The organism is Cellulomonas cellasea (assembly GCF_006538745.1).
GTDB lineage: Bacteria > Actinomycetota > Actinomycetes > Actinomycetales > Cellulomonadaceae > Cellulomonas_A > Cellulomonas_A cellasea.
The window spans coordinates 108139-122366 of sequence record NZ_BJLR01000013.1; the positions used below are offsets into that span (position 1 = coordinate 108139).

Annotated in this window: 10 protein-coding genes; 8 read left to right on the forward strand and 2 right to left on the reverse strand. The window is 71.0% G+C overall.

Annotation, left to right across the window (positions count from 1 at the left end; translation table 11 throughout):
- The first annotated feature begins 429 nt into the window (after nucleotides 1-429).
- The 8 genes from rpmH (at nucleotide 430) to CCE01nite_RS06235 (ending at nucleotide 10206) form a co-directional block, all read left to right on the forward strand.
- Nucleotides 430-567: a 50S ribosomal protein L34 gene (rpmH, locus tag CCE01nite_RS06200; RefSeq protein ID WP_034225701.1), complete on the forward strand. Its 138-nt coding sequence runs from the start codon at nucleotides 430-432 to the stop codon at nucleotides 565-567.
- Nucleotides 568-598: 31 nt separating this feature from the next.
- Nucleotides 599-940 carry a ribonuclease P protein component gene (gene rnpA, locus CCE01nite_RS06205; protein ID WP_246056357.1) on the forward strand — a complete coding sequence of 114 codons (342 nt, stop codon included), beginning with the start codon at nucleotides 599-601 and terminating at the stop codon, nucleotides 938-940.
- Between the two features lie 10 nt (nucleotides 941-950).
- Nucleotides 951-1256: a membrane protein insertion efficiency factor YidD gene (gene yidD, locus CCE01nite_RS06210; RefSeq protein WP_034626496.1), complete on the forward strand. Its 306-nt coding sequence runs from the start codon at nucleotides 951-953 to the stop codon at nucleotides 1254-1256.
- A 23-nt stretch (nucleotides 1257-1279) separates the two neighbouring features.
- Nucleotides 1280-2425, forward strand: coding sequence for a membrane protein insertase YidC (gene yidC, locus CCE01nite_RS06215; RefSeq protein WP_034626500.1), 1146 nt, complete (start codon nucleotides 1280-1282; stop codon nucleotides 2423-2425).
- A gap of 40 nt (nucleotides 2426-2465) precedes the next feature.
- The gene (locus tag CCE01nite_RS06220; protein ID WP_034626504.1) at nucleotides 2466-2990 is read left to right on the forward strand and encodes a Jag family protein; all 525 of its coding nucleotides are present in this window, start codon (nucleotides 2466-2468) and stop codon (nucleotides 2988-2990) included.
- Between the two features lie 3055 nt (nucleotides 2991-6045).
- Nucleotides 6046-6726: a 16S rRNA (guanine(527)-N(7))-methyltransferase RsmG gene (gene rsmG / locus CCE01nite_RS06225; RefSeq protein ID WP_034626506.1), complete on the forward strand. Its 681-nt coding sequence runs from the start codon at nucleotides 6046-6048 to the stop codon at nucleotides 6724-6726.
- A complete protein-coding gene (locus tag CCE01nite_RS22595; RefSeq protein WP_371861019.1) occupies nucleotides 6674-8923 on the forward strand; it encodes an AAA family ATPase in 2250 nt (749 codons plus the stop codon). The genes rsmG and CCE01nite_RS22595 overlap by 53 nt, the downstream gene beginning before the upstream one ends.
- Nucleotides 8920-10206, forward strand: coding sequence for a ParB/RepB/Spo0J family partition protein (locus tag CCE01nite_RS06235; protein WP_034626508.1), 1287 nt, complete (start codon nucleotides 8920-8922; stop codon nucleotides 10204-10206). The genes CCE01nite_RS22595 and CCE01nite_RS06235 overlap by 4 nt, the downstream gene beginning before the upstream one ends.
- Before the next feature lie 1150 nt (nucleotides 10207-11356).
- Here the strand turns inward: CCE01nite_RS06235 and CCE01nite_RS06240 are convergent.
- Both CCE01nite_RS06240 and CCE01nite_RS06245 read right to left on the reverse strand, forming a co-directional pair.
- Complete coding sequence (locus CCE01nite_RS06240; protein ID WP_141372113.1) at nucleotides 11357-12358, reverse strand: D-alanine--D-alanine ligase family protein; 1002 nt, start codon at nucleotides 12356-12358, stop codon at nucleotides 11357-11359.
- 334 nt (nucleotides 12359-12692) lie between these two features.
- A complete protein-coding gene (locus CCE01nite_RS06245) occupies nucleotides 12693-14033 on the reverse strand; it encodes an aminotransferase-like domain-containing protein (RefSeq protein WP_034626510.1) in 1341 nt (446 codons plus the stop codon).
- Between the last annotated feature and the right edge of the window lie 195 nt (nucleotides 14034-14228).

The following is a 14228-nucleotide window of genomic DNA, read 5'->3' on the forward strand; positions in this document are numbered from 1 at the left end:
GTTCTCACCCTCCGGGAGGGTGAGGGGGTGAGAAACCTCGTCGCCCGCGTGTCGCGCCGCCTCGTGCGGGGCTGGGGGTGGCAGGGTGCCGGGCCTCGTCCTGTGCTGGGGCGCTCGCCGGGGGGTCCGTTCCGGTGGACCGGTCGGGGCGCCGGAAGGGCGTCGACGGTGGCGCAGTGGTGGCGGAGGTCACGCGCGCGGAGGTCGGTGGTCGTGCGAGAGTTCGGTGCGGCGCTTCGCGCTGCCTGCCATTTGACCCCTACGGCCGGCGCGGCGTAACGTTGTGCAGCCCTTCCTGATGGCTCCTGCTGGCGCGCCATGACGCCGGACACGCTCGCGCGTGTCGACCCCGGAGCAGTCGAGCTCGGCACCCTGACCTGGTCGTGCGCGCTGCGCGTGATCATTGCCCCGAAGTACTTGGAGACCCTCGTGAGCAAGCGGACCTTCCAGCCGAACAACCGGCGCCGCGCCAAGACGCACGGCTTCCGTCTGCGCATGCGGACGCGTGCGGGCCGTGCGATCCTCGCCGCTCGTCGGCGCAAGGGTCGCACGGAGCTCTCGGCCTGACGCCTCTCCGGTGCTGCCTGCCGCGCACCGGATGCGCCGTCCCGCCGAGTTCGAGCGGGCGGTGCGCCGCGGTGCGCGTGGCGGACGTGAGTCGCTCGTCGTGCACCTCGTGACTGAGACCGACCCCGGACCTGGTCCGGTGGTCGGTCTCGTCGTGTCCAAGGGCATCGGCAACGCCGTGACGCGCAACCGGGTCAAGCGCCGGCTGCGCGCGCTCGTGCGTGAGCGGCTCGCGACCATGCCGGCGGACGCGGGCGTCGTCGTCCGGGCGCTGCCGCCCGCGGCGGTGCGCGACTACGCGTCGCTCGGCGAGGACCTCGACATCGCGCTCAGGGTCGCCGCCAAGCGGGCCCGCCAGCGCGCCGGCGCCTGAGAGACATCCCATGACCTGGCGACCTCGGCAGGCCCTCCGGCTGCTCGCGCGGCTGCCCGGGCTCGTCCTCGTCGGACTCGTCCGGGTCTACCAGACCGTCATCTCGCCGCTCACGCCCCCGACGTGCCGGTTCTACCCGTCGTGCTCGCAGTACGCGGTCGTCGCGATCACCCGGCACGGGGCGGTCCGCGGTACGTGGCTCGCCGTCCGACGCGTCCTGCGGTGCCACCCCTGGAACCCCGGGGGCGTCGACGACGTTCCGCCAGCAGCGGCTCACCGGCCTCGCACTCCTCGCACGGCCCACGCCGCGCACTGACCCCCAGCAAGGAGCTCTGCCACATGTCGTGGTTCGACGGCCTGCTCTACCCGATCATGGTCGCGGTGGCCTGGATCATGGTCCAGTTCCACTCGCTGCTGACGAAGGCCGGGCTCGACGAGGAGTCCGGTGCGGCGTGGGCGCTGTCGATCGTCGGCCTCGTCATCGTCATGCGGATCCTGCTCATCCCGCTCTTCTTCAAGCAGATCAAGGCCTCGCGCGGCATGCAGCTGCTCGCGCCCGAGATGCAGGCGATCCAGAAGAAGTACAAGGGCAAGACCGACCCCGCGTCCCGTGAGGCGATGAGCCGCGAGACGATGGAGCTGTACCGCAAGCACGGGACCAACCCGTTCGCGTCCTGCCTGCCGATCCTCGCGCAGTCGCCGATCTTCTTCGCGCTGTTCCGCGTGCTGTACTCCCTCGGCCCGCTGGCCGACGGCACGTACCCGAACGCCGAGAACCCGAAGGCCACGATCGGCCCCCTCACCGCGCAGCTCGCCGGCCAGGCCGAGTCCGCCACGATCTTCGGGGCGCCGCTCTCCGGCACCTTCCTCGGGTCCGACGACATCCAGGTCAAGGTCGTCACCGTCCTGCTGATCCTCGCGATGTCCGCGACGACCTTCCTCACGCAGCGCCAGCTGACGATGAAGAACATGCCGCCGGCCGCCCTCCAGGGCCCCATGGCGCAGCAGCAGAAGATGCTCCTCTACTTGATGCCGATCATCTTCGCGGTGTCGGGCGTCAACTTCCCGATCGGTGTCCTCATCTACTGGACCACCACGAACCTGTGGTCGATGGGCCAGCAGTTCTACACGATCCGACGCATGCCGGCCCCCGGGTCGCAGGCCGAGATCGCGCTCAAGGAGCGTCGCGCGCGCAAGGCCGCCACGAAGGGCGGCACGCTGCAGATCGAGGAGACGCCGACCACGGTGCTCGACGAGAAGCCGCGACCCGGTCAGCGCACGCAGCCCAAGCGCAAGGACCGCGCGAAGGCCCGCCCGGCCGGTGCGGCAGGTGCGACGGCGGCCGGTGCGACGGCGGCCGGCGGCACGAACGGTGCAGCCAGCGGCGCCGCGGCGGCACCCGGCGGAGCGGCGGCCTCCGCGGCCGACGACGGTCCCGACGAACCGCCCGCGAAGCGCGTAAGCACGACCAAGCCCAAGAAGTAACGCTCACCCCCGGCACCGAGCCGACTCCCGAGGAGCACCGATGACGCCTGCAACCGAGCAGCCCAGCACGCCGCCCGCGCCCGAGGAGGTCCCGTCCTCGCGACTCGAGGAAGAGGGCGAGATCGCCGCCGACTACCTCGAGGAGCTCCTCGACATCGCCGACCTCGACGGGGACATCGACATCGACGTCGACCACGGCCGAGCAGCCGTCGAGATCATCGCCGAAGGCGGCTCCGAGCGGGCGCTCCAGCGCCTCGCCGGCGAGGACGGAGAGGTGCTCGACGCCCTCCAGGAGCTCACGCGCCTCGCGGTGCAGGCCAAGACGGGGGAGCGGAGCCGGCTCATGCTCGACGTCGCCGGGTACCGCGCCGCTCGTCGCACCGAACTCATCAAGGTCGCCGACGAGGCGATCGCGCGCGTCAAGGAGACCGGCGCCGACGTCGCGCTCGAGCCGATGAACCCCTTCGAGCGGAAGGTCGTGCACGACGCCGTCGCCGCCGCCGGGCTCGTGAGCGACTCCGACGGGGTCGAGCCTGCGCGGCACGTGGTCATCAGGGCGTCCTGATCTCGCAGTCTCTTCTGCAGTGCCTCGAGGGCGGCCGATTGCGGATCGGCCGCCCTTGGTGCGTCTTGGGTGGGTGATTCTCGTTCGGGCTGTCGGACCGTCGGGGTGGTTGGGGGTTGAGGCCGGGTGAGGGACGCTGCGCCGGGGCGTCCGCGTCCCTGAGATCCCACGCGTGGCTGGATGCATGTATGCGGGCATCCAGGCCCGCCGGCATGGCCTTGTGCTGAGCTGCAGGCACTGAGTGCGTCGACTGCTGGGTCTGGAGGCGTCCTCTGTGCGTGTCGCGCTCGCTCGAGGACGGACGCACGGCACGTTGAGCGGCAGACTGGCTAGCCGCAGGGCAGTGCGCTGCCGTCCCGGCGAGTACGGGCGGTCGCGGCTCTCGTCAGATCAACCATGGTGAGACGAGTCCTGGCGTCGGGGCACGCGACGCTGGCGCAGATTCGACGACATCGCCGGTGCCTCGGTCTGACTCGCGATGAGCACAGAAGGTCCCTCGAGGCCATCGCTGGGATGCGCAAGGTTGCGATCGTCGCGCCGCACCCGCACCTCGCCACCCGCTGCGTGTGGAGGGGTCCAAGAGTTCCGTCCAGGCGGCCAACCGCGTCCGTGTGTCGTGATGTGTCCTCATCCCCTGTACGTGCGGTGGTTCGGGCGCCGAGAGCGGTACACGGACCGACGTCGACGCGACGGGCTGAGTTTCGGCAGACCTGATGGCTCGCTCCCGCGGTTTGTGTCCCGGGCTGGGGCGGTTCTGCTGCCCGTTTCACGTGAAACGACCATCTCAACCGCTGCAGAGGCTGCGATCTGCCGTCGTGAGGGCTCCGGCCAGAACGGAGCGCGGAAGCAGTTTCACGTGAAACGGACTGGCTGCAGGCGTTGCCGCACGCACGAGGACTGCAGCGACCTTGCGGGGTGCTCCCGCGGATCCTCCGAAGCGGACTGGACATGTGACGTCGGAGCGCGCAGGGGAACCTCTCCCGAAGACGCAAGAGCCGACCTCGACATCCCCGATCGGTGGCGATGTCCTGGGGCGTGCTGCTTGGCGTCGGCCGACGTCGTACGGCGATCTGCCGGTGACGTCGATGTCGCGCAGCGATCACCAGCACTTCCGGATGTGCGGTTCGCAACCGTCCCGAGGCCAGACCGTGCGGTCTTCTGCCCGCCGCCAGCCGAGGGCAAGACGGCGGCGCGCGGGTGACGAGGTCGCGGTGGCGCCTATCGACGTTGGGATTCGCACGAACCACGAGTCCTGGCAGCTCGATTGCGTCTGGCCGAAGGGTTCGGAACCGCAGAAGGAGTCTGTCGTGGCGTATGCCTCACCGTCTCGGATGGACCGGGAGTTGCGAATACGGCCATAGACCGGCGAGAAGGCGAGGCTCACCGCGTTGGCTCCGCGTCCCTCGTTGGGTCAGCTCCCCCCGCCAAAGGTGGTGGGTCGGAGTCCACGAGGCGGAATCCATGGGCTCCGCTCTGTCGCGAAGACGTCGGGGCGCTGACCCCGGTGAGAGGTGGGGAGGCCCGTTCCGTCTCGCTAGGGCGCGGACGTGGCTGCGTTTCACGTGGAACACCGTGGCGGTACGGCTGGCCCACCTCGCCTACGCGCGGCCGCCCGACGCCTGCGCACCTTTGCGGCGTCCAACAAGGCAACCCGTGGCCGTGGGAAATTCCTCGTGCCACGAGGTCGCCTCCAGGTGCAGTGGGCCGAGGTGGCACCGGGCTGCGCGTCGCGCGCATGCGCGTACAGCCTTCCTGTTGTTTCACGTGGAACGGACGAGGTCGGTGGGTGTCTGATGGCGGTGAGCCACCTGCGGGAGACAGGGCCGCGCGAACGAGTCGGCGGCATTGACATCAGCTCAGCACATCAGTTCGACGCGGACTCGCAGAGACCGCGACCGTCTAGTGGCCTGCGGACTCTGGTGCCGCGACATCGACGGCCGGACCCGTGAAACGGGCAGCACCGCCGATCCGGAGCACCGCGGAGTCAGAGACTGCAGACGCCCTGCACCCGAGGCAGCAGAGCGGAAGGGCGGCGAGCGAAGGGCTGGAGCACTGGCATGCCGACGTGGGGTCGCGCTCTGTCGCATCACTGAACGTCAGGCGTTCCCGGTCGGAGACCGAAAGCATCGCGCTTTGTCGGAGGGGCAGGGTGGTGACGGCATGCCGCGTCGCAGACCGAGCGCGCATGTTGCGGCCGCGGAGGGTCGAGTTCCGAGGCCGGGTCAGACGAGCACGGAGGTAGGATCTGAGTTCGGGGCCGAACACCCCCGCGGACGGCGGACCGGCGGGACGTGAAGGCCGCGGCGAAGCGCAGCCGTGCGGTGCATCGCTTGTTCGTGACACGTCCAGGTGTGGAGCGCGTCGGAGGCGCCGCCGCGGACACGGATGGAGCGAACCTCTGCATGGTCGTCCCCGCGGTGCGCCTGGGCAGGATCCCGCGACGGATAGACCCCCGTCTCCGGACCGGACCTGCGCGAGACTGGCCGGCGCGCGGTCGCGAGATCGGACGAGCGAAACGCCGACCGCTCCGCCTAGCCGCAGGTTCCGCGTCGAACCTCGAGCACCCTCTCTTCTGCAGGGGCGATGCGCGCCCGAGGAGGTCGCCGCGTTCTGTAGGGGCGATGCGAGGCCGAGGAGGTCGCCGCGTTCTGTAGGGGCGATGCGCGCCCGAGGAGATCGCCTCGTTCCGCAGGGGCAATGCGTGCCCGACGAACGCTCCTCGTTCTGCAGCCGGGTAGCGCGCGCGCCGAGCGAACCGCTCAGTCGTACGGGCTCGGCTGCGCATCCGAGCGAAGCGCTCCCTCTCTTCCGCGCCTCGCGGCCACTGAGCCTTTTGGGCCTGATATGCGTCGTGGCCTCTCGGGCGCGGCTATCGCGAACGGCGTCGACGGTGCTTCGGTTCAGGGATGCGCGGCGTCCTGCACAGGCGGCGGGGTGGCACACCGGGGCGGCATCGTTCAGACGGTACGGTGGGCGGCGCACCAGGTGTGGTGACGGGGTCGGTCGACCTCGAGCGGACGGGGCATCACGCCCCTTGAGAGCTGGGGCGAGGTGCATGAGCGGAGCCGAGACGGAAGAGGTACCTGTTCTGCCCGACCCCCTCGACGGAGACCCTCGCCTTCCCACGTTCTTCGGGAGCTCCTGGGGCGCCGTCCGTCGCTTCCGCGACATGCTCGCGGACGAGGGTGTTCTTCGCGGCCTCGTGGGGCCCCGTGAGGTCAGCCGGCTGTGGGAGCGCCACCTGCTGAACTCGGCGGCCGTCGTCCCGTTCCTGCCGACGTCGGGACGGATCGTCGACCTTGGCTCGGGCGCGGGTCTGCCGGGCGTCGTCGTGGCAGCGATGCTGCCCGAGGCCGAAGTCGTCCTGCTCGAGCCGATGGAACGGCGCTGTGCCTGGCTGGGCGAGGTCGTGAGCGAGCTCGGTCTGCCGAACGCGACGGTCACGCGCGCCCGAGCGGAGGACGTGCACGGCAGCTTGACCGCCGACGCGGTCACGGCTCGAGCCGTAGCGCCTCTTGACCGGCTCTACCGATGGGCCTTCCCCCTCCTCGGCAGTGGGGGAGTGCTTGTCGCGCTCAAGGGCGCTCGCGCATCGGACGAGGTGCAGGCAGCCGAGAAGGCCGGCAGGCGCCTTGGGGGCGGCCAGGCATCCATCCATGCGGCTCACACGATTGACGGTGTCGATGAGACCACAGTGGTTCGCGTCGTTCGGGAGGCTGTTCGCGGTGTTCGGTAGGAAGAAGCGGCGCCAGGATCCGATCGCAGTGCCGGCGAGCCCGGACATCGACTCGTGGGTGCCCGCCCCGGGAGTCACTCCAGCGGCTGGCGCCCTCGATGTCTCCGTCCCCGCTGAGGACGACGCCCCGGAGGCAGGCACGGCTGAGCTGCCGCGTCTCGATCGCACTGACGTTTCACGTGAAACGGCGACACATCGAGATGGGGTCACCGGGCAAACGTGGCCACCTGTGGTGGTGTCAGAGGGGCAACGGGACGGGACGGCTGCCGGACCCCATGGCGAAGACGGCTTCATCTCGGCACCGGACGACCATCCCGCGGAGGATGACGGGTCGGATCCGCGTGTCGAGGCTGTCGACGTGCCTTCCGCGAGTGCGTCGGAAGGATCCGCCTTTTCCCCGAGGCTCCCCACCGAGCACCTAGCCCCGACAACATCACCGCTCGCGCGCGATAGCGCCGTGGGCACTTCTGTCGAAGGCTCGGACGAGGCGTCGCCGGCCGCGTCCAGCGAGACGGTCGACGATTCGGACCCCCTGGTTTCACGTGAATCCACGTCCGCCTTCGCTGAGATTCCGTCACACGGAGACCGTGCGGAGGTGAGCCGTCCCGAAGGCGAGGATGGTCGCGGCGGCGAGGGACCGCCCGTCCCCGGCGCCGACCACGCGACCCGTCCTGGGGGCATCATCACCCCAGTCGCGGCTGCGGGACTCGAGGGCGTCAACGCCAGCAGCGCCGAGGTCACGGGACCGGCGGTGCCCGGCTCTGGGTCGCTGGTGCCGTTGCGCGACGACGACGCGGCGTCGGACGACGCTTTCATCGTGTCGAGCGAGTCCGCCACGGACCTCGGGTCTGAGTTCGGGTTCACGCCCTCTCCGGTGTCCTCCGACATCCCGCCGCCTCCGGCTGATGCCCTCGCAACGCCGAAGCCCGATCACGTCCACGGGATCCTTGACGACGCGCCGGACAGCGCAGAAGCACGTGAGCAGATGAACGACGGTGTGGCGGTTGTGACGGCCGACGGCGAGGCTGCTCTGGACAGGGCGGACGGTGCTGCCTCCGGCCTCCACCCGGTGGCCAAGCTGGCTCAGGACGCTCCCTCCGCGGGCGCCCCGAGCGGTGACGCCGACGAGCTCCACAGGGACGCTCTCGTGCAGAGCCTCCCTGACGTCGGCGAGGACACGCCCCTCATGGCGCAGATCCAGGAGGACGCGCGCCGACGCATCCAGCTGCGGGGGAGGAAGTTCCCGCGGCCCGCGTCGACGCGCGTCATCACCGTCGCGAATCAGAAGGGTGGCGTCGGGAAGACGACTACAACCGTCAACATGGCGGCCGCGCTGGCTCAGGCGGGGCTGAACGTGCTGGTGCTGGACAACGATCCCCAAGGCAACGCGTCCACCGCGCTGGGCATCGAACACCGTGCTGGCACGCCGTCCATCTACGAGGTCCTCGTTGAGGGCGCCCCCATGGTTGAGGCGGTGCAGGAGAGTCCTGACGTTCCCCGACTGTGGTGCTTGGCGGCGACCATCGACTTGTCCGGTGCAGAGATCGAGCTCGTCTCGATGGTTGCGCGCGAGACGCGACTCCGGTCCGCCCTGGATGCCTATCTCAAGGGCCGGATCGAGGCTGGGCAGGAGCCGATCGACTACGTCTTCGTCGACTGCCCCCCGAGCCTGGGGCTGCTCACCGTCAACGCTTTCGTCGTCGGTCGCGAGGTGCTCATCCCGATCCAGTGCGAGTACTACGCGCTGGAGGGCCTCAGCCAGCTCCTCAAGACGATCCAGCTCATCCAGGCCCACCTCAACCCGGACCTGCACGTCTCGACCATCCTCCTGACCATGTATGACGCGCGAACGAACCTGGCTCAGCAGGTCGCTCAGGAGGTCCGCGAGCACTTCCCGGAGACGACTCTGCGCACGTCCGTTCCTCGCTCGGTGCGAATCTCGGAGGCGCCGAGCTACGGACAGACCGTCATGACGTACGACCCCGGGTCCACAGGCGCGCTTGCGTACCTGGAGGCTGCACGGGAGCTCGCGGAGCGCGCCGTCGTGGCCGCTCCCGGCGGAGACATCACCCCGAACGATCGCCCGGCACCGGGCACCGCGAACGACCACGAGCAGCAGTCGGAGGGTCGCGACGCTGCGGCCGAGGCGCTCGCCGGTGCACGCGGCGATGTACACCACGACCAGGAGGACAAGTGAGCGAGAAGCGGCGCGGGCTGGGGCGAGGCCTCGGCGCCCTCATTCCTAACGGCCTGGACGGACAGCGGACGTCAGACGCTCAACGTCCCGTGGACGTGTTCTTCCCGGACAACCGGGGGAGCGCGCCGGCGGACGCGGACCTTCCGCCCGACCCTGTGACGCGTCCTGTTTCACGTGGAACGACGCCCGTCGCAACAACGCCCGCGGCCGTGGCGACGGATCTCGACGAGGGGACGGACGGAGCCTCGTCGGACGGGATCCCGTCGGACGGGGTCCCGTCGGTCGAGGTCCCTGGCGCGTTCCCCGCCACATCTCCCCAAGCGTCGGCCAGTACGGAGTCCAACGCCGACGCTGTGGTCTCGGGAGCGGACGACGGTGCGCCCTCGGGGGTCGCGGACGCGGAGAGCGCACCGAGCAGGACGGGTCGTCGCCCGGCCGGCCCGACAGAGGATCTGGTCCCGGTTCCGGGGGCGCGGTTCGCGGAGCTGCCGGTCGAGTCGATCCGTGCCAACCCTCGGCAGCCGCGCACGGTCTTCGAGGAGGAGGCGCTCGAGGAGCTCGTCGCGTCGATCCGCGAGGTCGGGGTGCTGCAGCCCGTCGTCGTTCGCCCCGCGGGCGACGGCCAGTACGAGCTCATCATGGGCGAGCGCCGCTGGAGGGCCACCCAGGCCGCGGGGATGTCCGTCATCCCCGCGATCGTGCGGGACACCGAGGACAGCGACCTGCTCCGGGACGCCCTGCTCGAGAACCTGCACCGTTCCCAGCTGAACCCGCTCGAAGAAGCGGCGGCGTACCAGCAGCTCCTCGACGACTTCGGTTGCACGCACGAGGAGCTGGCGACCCGGATCCATCGGTCCCGCCCCCAGATCTCGAACACGCTCCGGCTCCTGCGCCTGCCTCCGCTCGTGCAGCGACGCGTCGCCGCCGGCGTCATCTCCGCAGGTCACGCGCGTGCGCTGCTGGGACTCGCCGACGGAGCCGCGATCGAGCGCCTCGCGCAGCGCATCGTCTCCGAGGGCCTGTCCGTTCGCGCCGTCGAAGAGATCGTCGCGCTCGGCGGCGACGCCGAAGGGCCGGCCGCCCGGCGTCGACCGAAGGCGGGGGAGCGGAACGAGGCGCTCGACGAGCTCGCTTCTCGGCTGTCCGACCGCTTCGAGACTCGGGTCAAGATCAACCTCGGGAAGGCTCGAGGGAGACTTACCGTCGAGTTCGCGTCGGTGCAGGACCTGAACCGGATCCTGGAGAGCTTGGCCCCGGAGGACCCGGGCCTGCTCAAGCCCTGATAGGTGTCGCTGGTTCACGGCAAGGCGTGAACGGGCGATCGGCAATGCGTCGGTGCAGGGCGTCGTTTCACGTGGAACGACGCCCGGCGGACGAGAGTGGTCGATGCTCGTCAGTCGTCAGTCGTCAGTCGGTTCGACTGCGGACCCCTTCGTCGCTCAGGACCTCATCGACACCCCGGGCAGGCTGGTGGATTGGGGTCGGCGCTGCGGGAGGCGCGCGACGCTCCCTGCGCACGGCCGCACGGCCGCACGGCTGCACGGCTGCACGGCTGGACGACGCGCGACGCGCGACGGCCGACCATCGATGCTCCCCCCAGGCACGACGCGCGCGACGACTCCTGCGCGCCCGAGGTGAGGGGTCCTCGGAGTCGTGCTGGCCTGGCGGCGGCCCGCCGGGGAGATGCGGCTCGTCGTGTTGGTCGGGCGACGAGCGGCATGTGGGGAATCCACGGACGACCGATCTCGGCACCAGCGGCATCTTCTCGAACGACGGCCACGTTGCGCGGTGGACGGGAGCGGGCAGGCCACGGGGTCGGCGGCGTGGGACCGCCGTTCCCGGATAGCCAGTGACGGCCCAGCCTGACCTGCAGAGGCCGACGCTGCGTTCCTGCTCCGCGGGGGGCTCGACGCAACGTGGGAGCCCGGGGAGATCGTGCCGAGCAACAGAAGTAATTCCACGGACCCGGCAACGGCCTGGATCTCTGACAGTGCGCCGTCCGAACGCCACCGGTGTGACTCCGGATCGGCTGCGCTCCCGCGCATCTCCGCCTTCCGCAGGCAGGCTGCCTCTGACCCACGCGGCCGGCTTGGCGATGACCACATCGCGCGCGCGGCCCGTGGCGGGTGACCCCGAACGTCTGTTTCACGTGAAACTGACGCGCGCGACGTAGCCGTCGGGACGAGGGACGGCCCGTCCGAAATCCGCGGTCGCCCAAGCCAGCCGCCTGACGCAATCGCCTCACGTAGTCGCCTCACCCAGTCACCTCAACGTCGCCAACGCCGCGGGCGGCTGCGATCGGCAGGGTCGGCATGCGGGCCGCGCGGTCACCTGATCGCGGCTACGTTTCACGCTGGCGCCGGGACGTGGTGTCGGCGACACCGCTCCACGACGGAGGGACGCGCCGAGCTGCCGCAGTCGGCCCGGACGGACCTAGCGCTCGCGCTGGGTCGTCGAGTCGTCGCTGTCGGTCTGGACGGAACGGGCGTCGCGGAGGGCCGTCTCGACGAGAGCCCGGTACAGCGCGCCGAGCTCGTGCCCGGCGGCCTCCGCCGACTGGGGGAGCAGCGAGGTCTCCGTCATGCCGGGCGCGACGTTGACCTCGAGGAACGCGACGGATCCGTCCGGCCGCACGATGAGGTCGGTGCGCGAGAGGTGACGGAGGCCGAGCGCCTCGTGAGCGGCAACGGCCACGGCACCAGCACGCCCCGCCACGTCAGGGGTGAGGCGGGCGGGCGCGAAGTACTCGGTGCGTCCCGGGTTGTAGCGCGCGTCGTAGTCGTAGGGCCCGTCGGTCACGATCTCGACCGCGGGGAGGGCTTGGAGGCCATCGCCGAGGTCGACGACGCTCACGGCGAGCTCCGTCCCCAGGACCGCCTGCTCGATGAGAGCGGTGTCCCCGTAAGCGAAGCACTGCACCATGGCGCGGGGGAGCGAGGCCGCCTCGGTCACGAGGCTGACACCGAGCGCCGAACCGCCCCGCGACGGCTTCACGACGAGCGGCAGACCCAGACGCGCGGTCACGGCGTCGAGGACCCGCGAGGCTCCGAGCTCGCGGAACAGGCTCTGGGGCAGGGTGACGAAGTCCGGCGTGCTGATCCCCGCACGGGCGACGACCGTCTTCGCGATGGGCTTGCTCCAGGCCACGCGGCTCTCGCGGGGACCCGTGCCGACGGTGGGCAGCCCGAGGAGCGCGAGGACGTCGCGGACGGAGCCGTCCTCTCCGCTGGCCCCGTGCAGGAGCGGCCACACGAGGTCGGGCTGGGCGTCGAGCAGCGCCGGCACGAGGTCGGCGTCGACGTCGTGGACGGTGACGTCGGCTCCCGTCGACCGGAGCGCCCCGGCGACCCGTCGGCCGGAGCGCAGCGAGACGTCTCGCTCGTGGGACAGGCCTCCGGCCAGGATGACGATGCGCGGGGAGCTGGGGGCGGGCAGGTCGGTCACGTGGTCGGGGCTCCGTGGTGGTGAGGTGTGGGTCCGTGGTCGAGCGGGGCGCGCATGCTGGTCACGTGGTCGAGGCGTCGTGCGGGCGCAGGATCGTCCGTCCGCAGGCGGCGCACAGGAGCCGCGCGGCACACGCAGGACCGACCGCCGACGGCACCCGTTCCGTCGCGCGGAGACGGAGCGGTCGCCGCGCTGTGGGATCCCGAGACCGCGTTCGCGGCGGCGCGCATGGCAACTCGCAGAGACCCACGGGTCGGCTGGGTCGCGAGGGCCGGCGACGCCGACAGCTCACCCGTCACCGCCCGAAGCCTCTGTCCCGGACCGCTCAGCTGACGTCCGGACCGGGCGCCTGAACGTCACCCCGCGCCACGCCGAGCCCGGCGCCGAACAGCGAGACGAGCTCCGACTCGCCGGCGACGACCCCGGCGAGCCGACGCACACCCTCGCGGATGCGCTCGGGCGTCGGGTAGCAGAACGACAGTCGCATCTGGTCGCTGCCCTGGCCGTCGGCGTAGAACGCGGTGCCGGGGACGTACGCCACCCGCGCGGTCACCGCGCGCGGCAGCATGGCCTTGGCGTCGAGCCCGTCGGGCAGGCGGACCCAGGTGTAGAACCCGCCGTCGGGCACCGTCCAGGTCGCGTCGGGCAGGTGCTCGGCGAGCGCGCCCATCATCGCGTCGCGACGCTCGCGGTACATCTCGCGGAACGCCTTGATCTGACCCCGCCAGTCGCAGGTCGAGAGGTAGGCGCTGATGGCGAGCTGGGATGCGTTCGACGGGCAGAGGATCGCGGACTCCGAGGCGAGCACCAGCTTCTCGCGCACCGCGTGCGGCGCGACCGCCCAGCCGACGCGGTACCCCGGGGCGAACGTCTTGGAGAACGAACCGAGGTAGATCACGCCGTCCTCGTCGAGCGAGCGCATCGCCGGGATCGGGTCGCCGTCGAAGCCGAGCAGGCCGTACGGGTTGTCCTCGAGCACGAGCACGCCGTGGCGTCGGCAGATCTCGAGGATCTGCGGGCGACGCTCCGCGGAGAGCGTCACGCCGGCCGGGTTGTGGAAGTTCGGGACCGTGTACAGGAGCTTGACCCGCCGGCCCTCGGCCGCGAGCCGGGTGAGCGTCTCCTCGAGCGCGGCCGGCACGAGCCCGTCGACGTCGAGCGGGACGTGCACGACGTCCGCCTGGTACGCCCGGAACACCCCGAGGGCCCCGACATAGCTCGGCGCCTCGGCGACGATGACGTCGCCGGGATTGACGAAAAGGCGCGTCACAAGATCGAGGGCTTGTTGCGACCCGGTCGTGACCACGACGTCGTCGGGGTGCGCGTGGATGCCCTCGAGCCGCATGACGTCGAGGATCTGCTCGCGGAGCGTCTCGTCGCCCTGACCCGAGCCGTACTGGAGCGCCGTCCTGCCGCGGGTCGCGACGACGCGCTGCGCGACGTCGGCGATGACGTCGAGGGGCAGACCGTCGAGGTTCGGCATGCCGCCGGCGAGCGAGACGACCTCGGGACGGTTGGCGACGGCGAACAGCGCGCGGATCTCCGAGGCGCGCATGCCGTGCGTGCGGTCGGCGTAGGCGCCGAGCCACGGGTCGAGCCGCGTCCCTGCGGCGGTCGTCGGAGTGGTACCCGACGTCGTGCCGCCGGAGGGGGTGTGCTGGCTCATCCTCCGAGTGTCGCACGCAGCGCAGGTGGTCAGCCGGTGCGTCCGGCGACCTCACCCGGCCGTGTCGCCCCGCTGGTGAGCGCCGCGAGGGGCGACGGGACGACACGGCCACGAACGAGTCAGCCGCACACACGCGACCCAGGCCACGCGCGACCCAGCCCCACGCGCGACCCAGCCCCACGCGCGACCCAGCCC

Excerpts from the sequence above, each read along its gene's own strand:
- rnpA (WP_246056357.1), top strand. The coding sequence starts at position 599 with ATGCGCCGTCCCGCCGAGTTCGAGCGGGCGGTGCGCCGCGGTGCGCGT.
- yidD (WP_034626496.1), top strand. The coding sequence starts at position 951 with ATGACCTGGCGACCTCGGCAGGCCCTCCGGCTGCTCGCGCGGCTGCCC.
- yidC (WP_034626500.1), top strand. The coding sequence starts at position 1,280 with ATGTCGTGGTTCGACGGCCTGCTCTACCCGATCATGGTCGCGGTGGCC.
- CCE01nite_RS06220 (WP_034626504.1), top strand. The coding sequence starts at position 2,466 with ATGACGCCTGCAACCGAGCAGCCCAGCACGCCGCCCGCGCCCGAGGAG.
- rsmG (WP_034626506.1), top strand. The coding sequence starts at position 6,046 with ATGAGCGGAGCCGAGACGGAAGAGGTACCTGTTCTGCCCGACCCCCTC.
- CCE01nite_RS22595 (WP_371861019.1), top strand. The coding sequence starts at position 6,674 with ATGAGACCACAGTGGTTCGCGTCGTTCGGGAGGCTGTTCGCGGTGTTC.
- CCE01nite_RS06245 (WP_034626510.1), bottom strand. The coding sequence starts at position 14,033 with ATGAGCCAGCACACCCCCTCCGGCGGCACGACGTCGGGTACCACTCCG.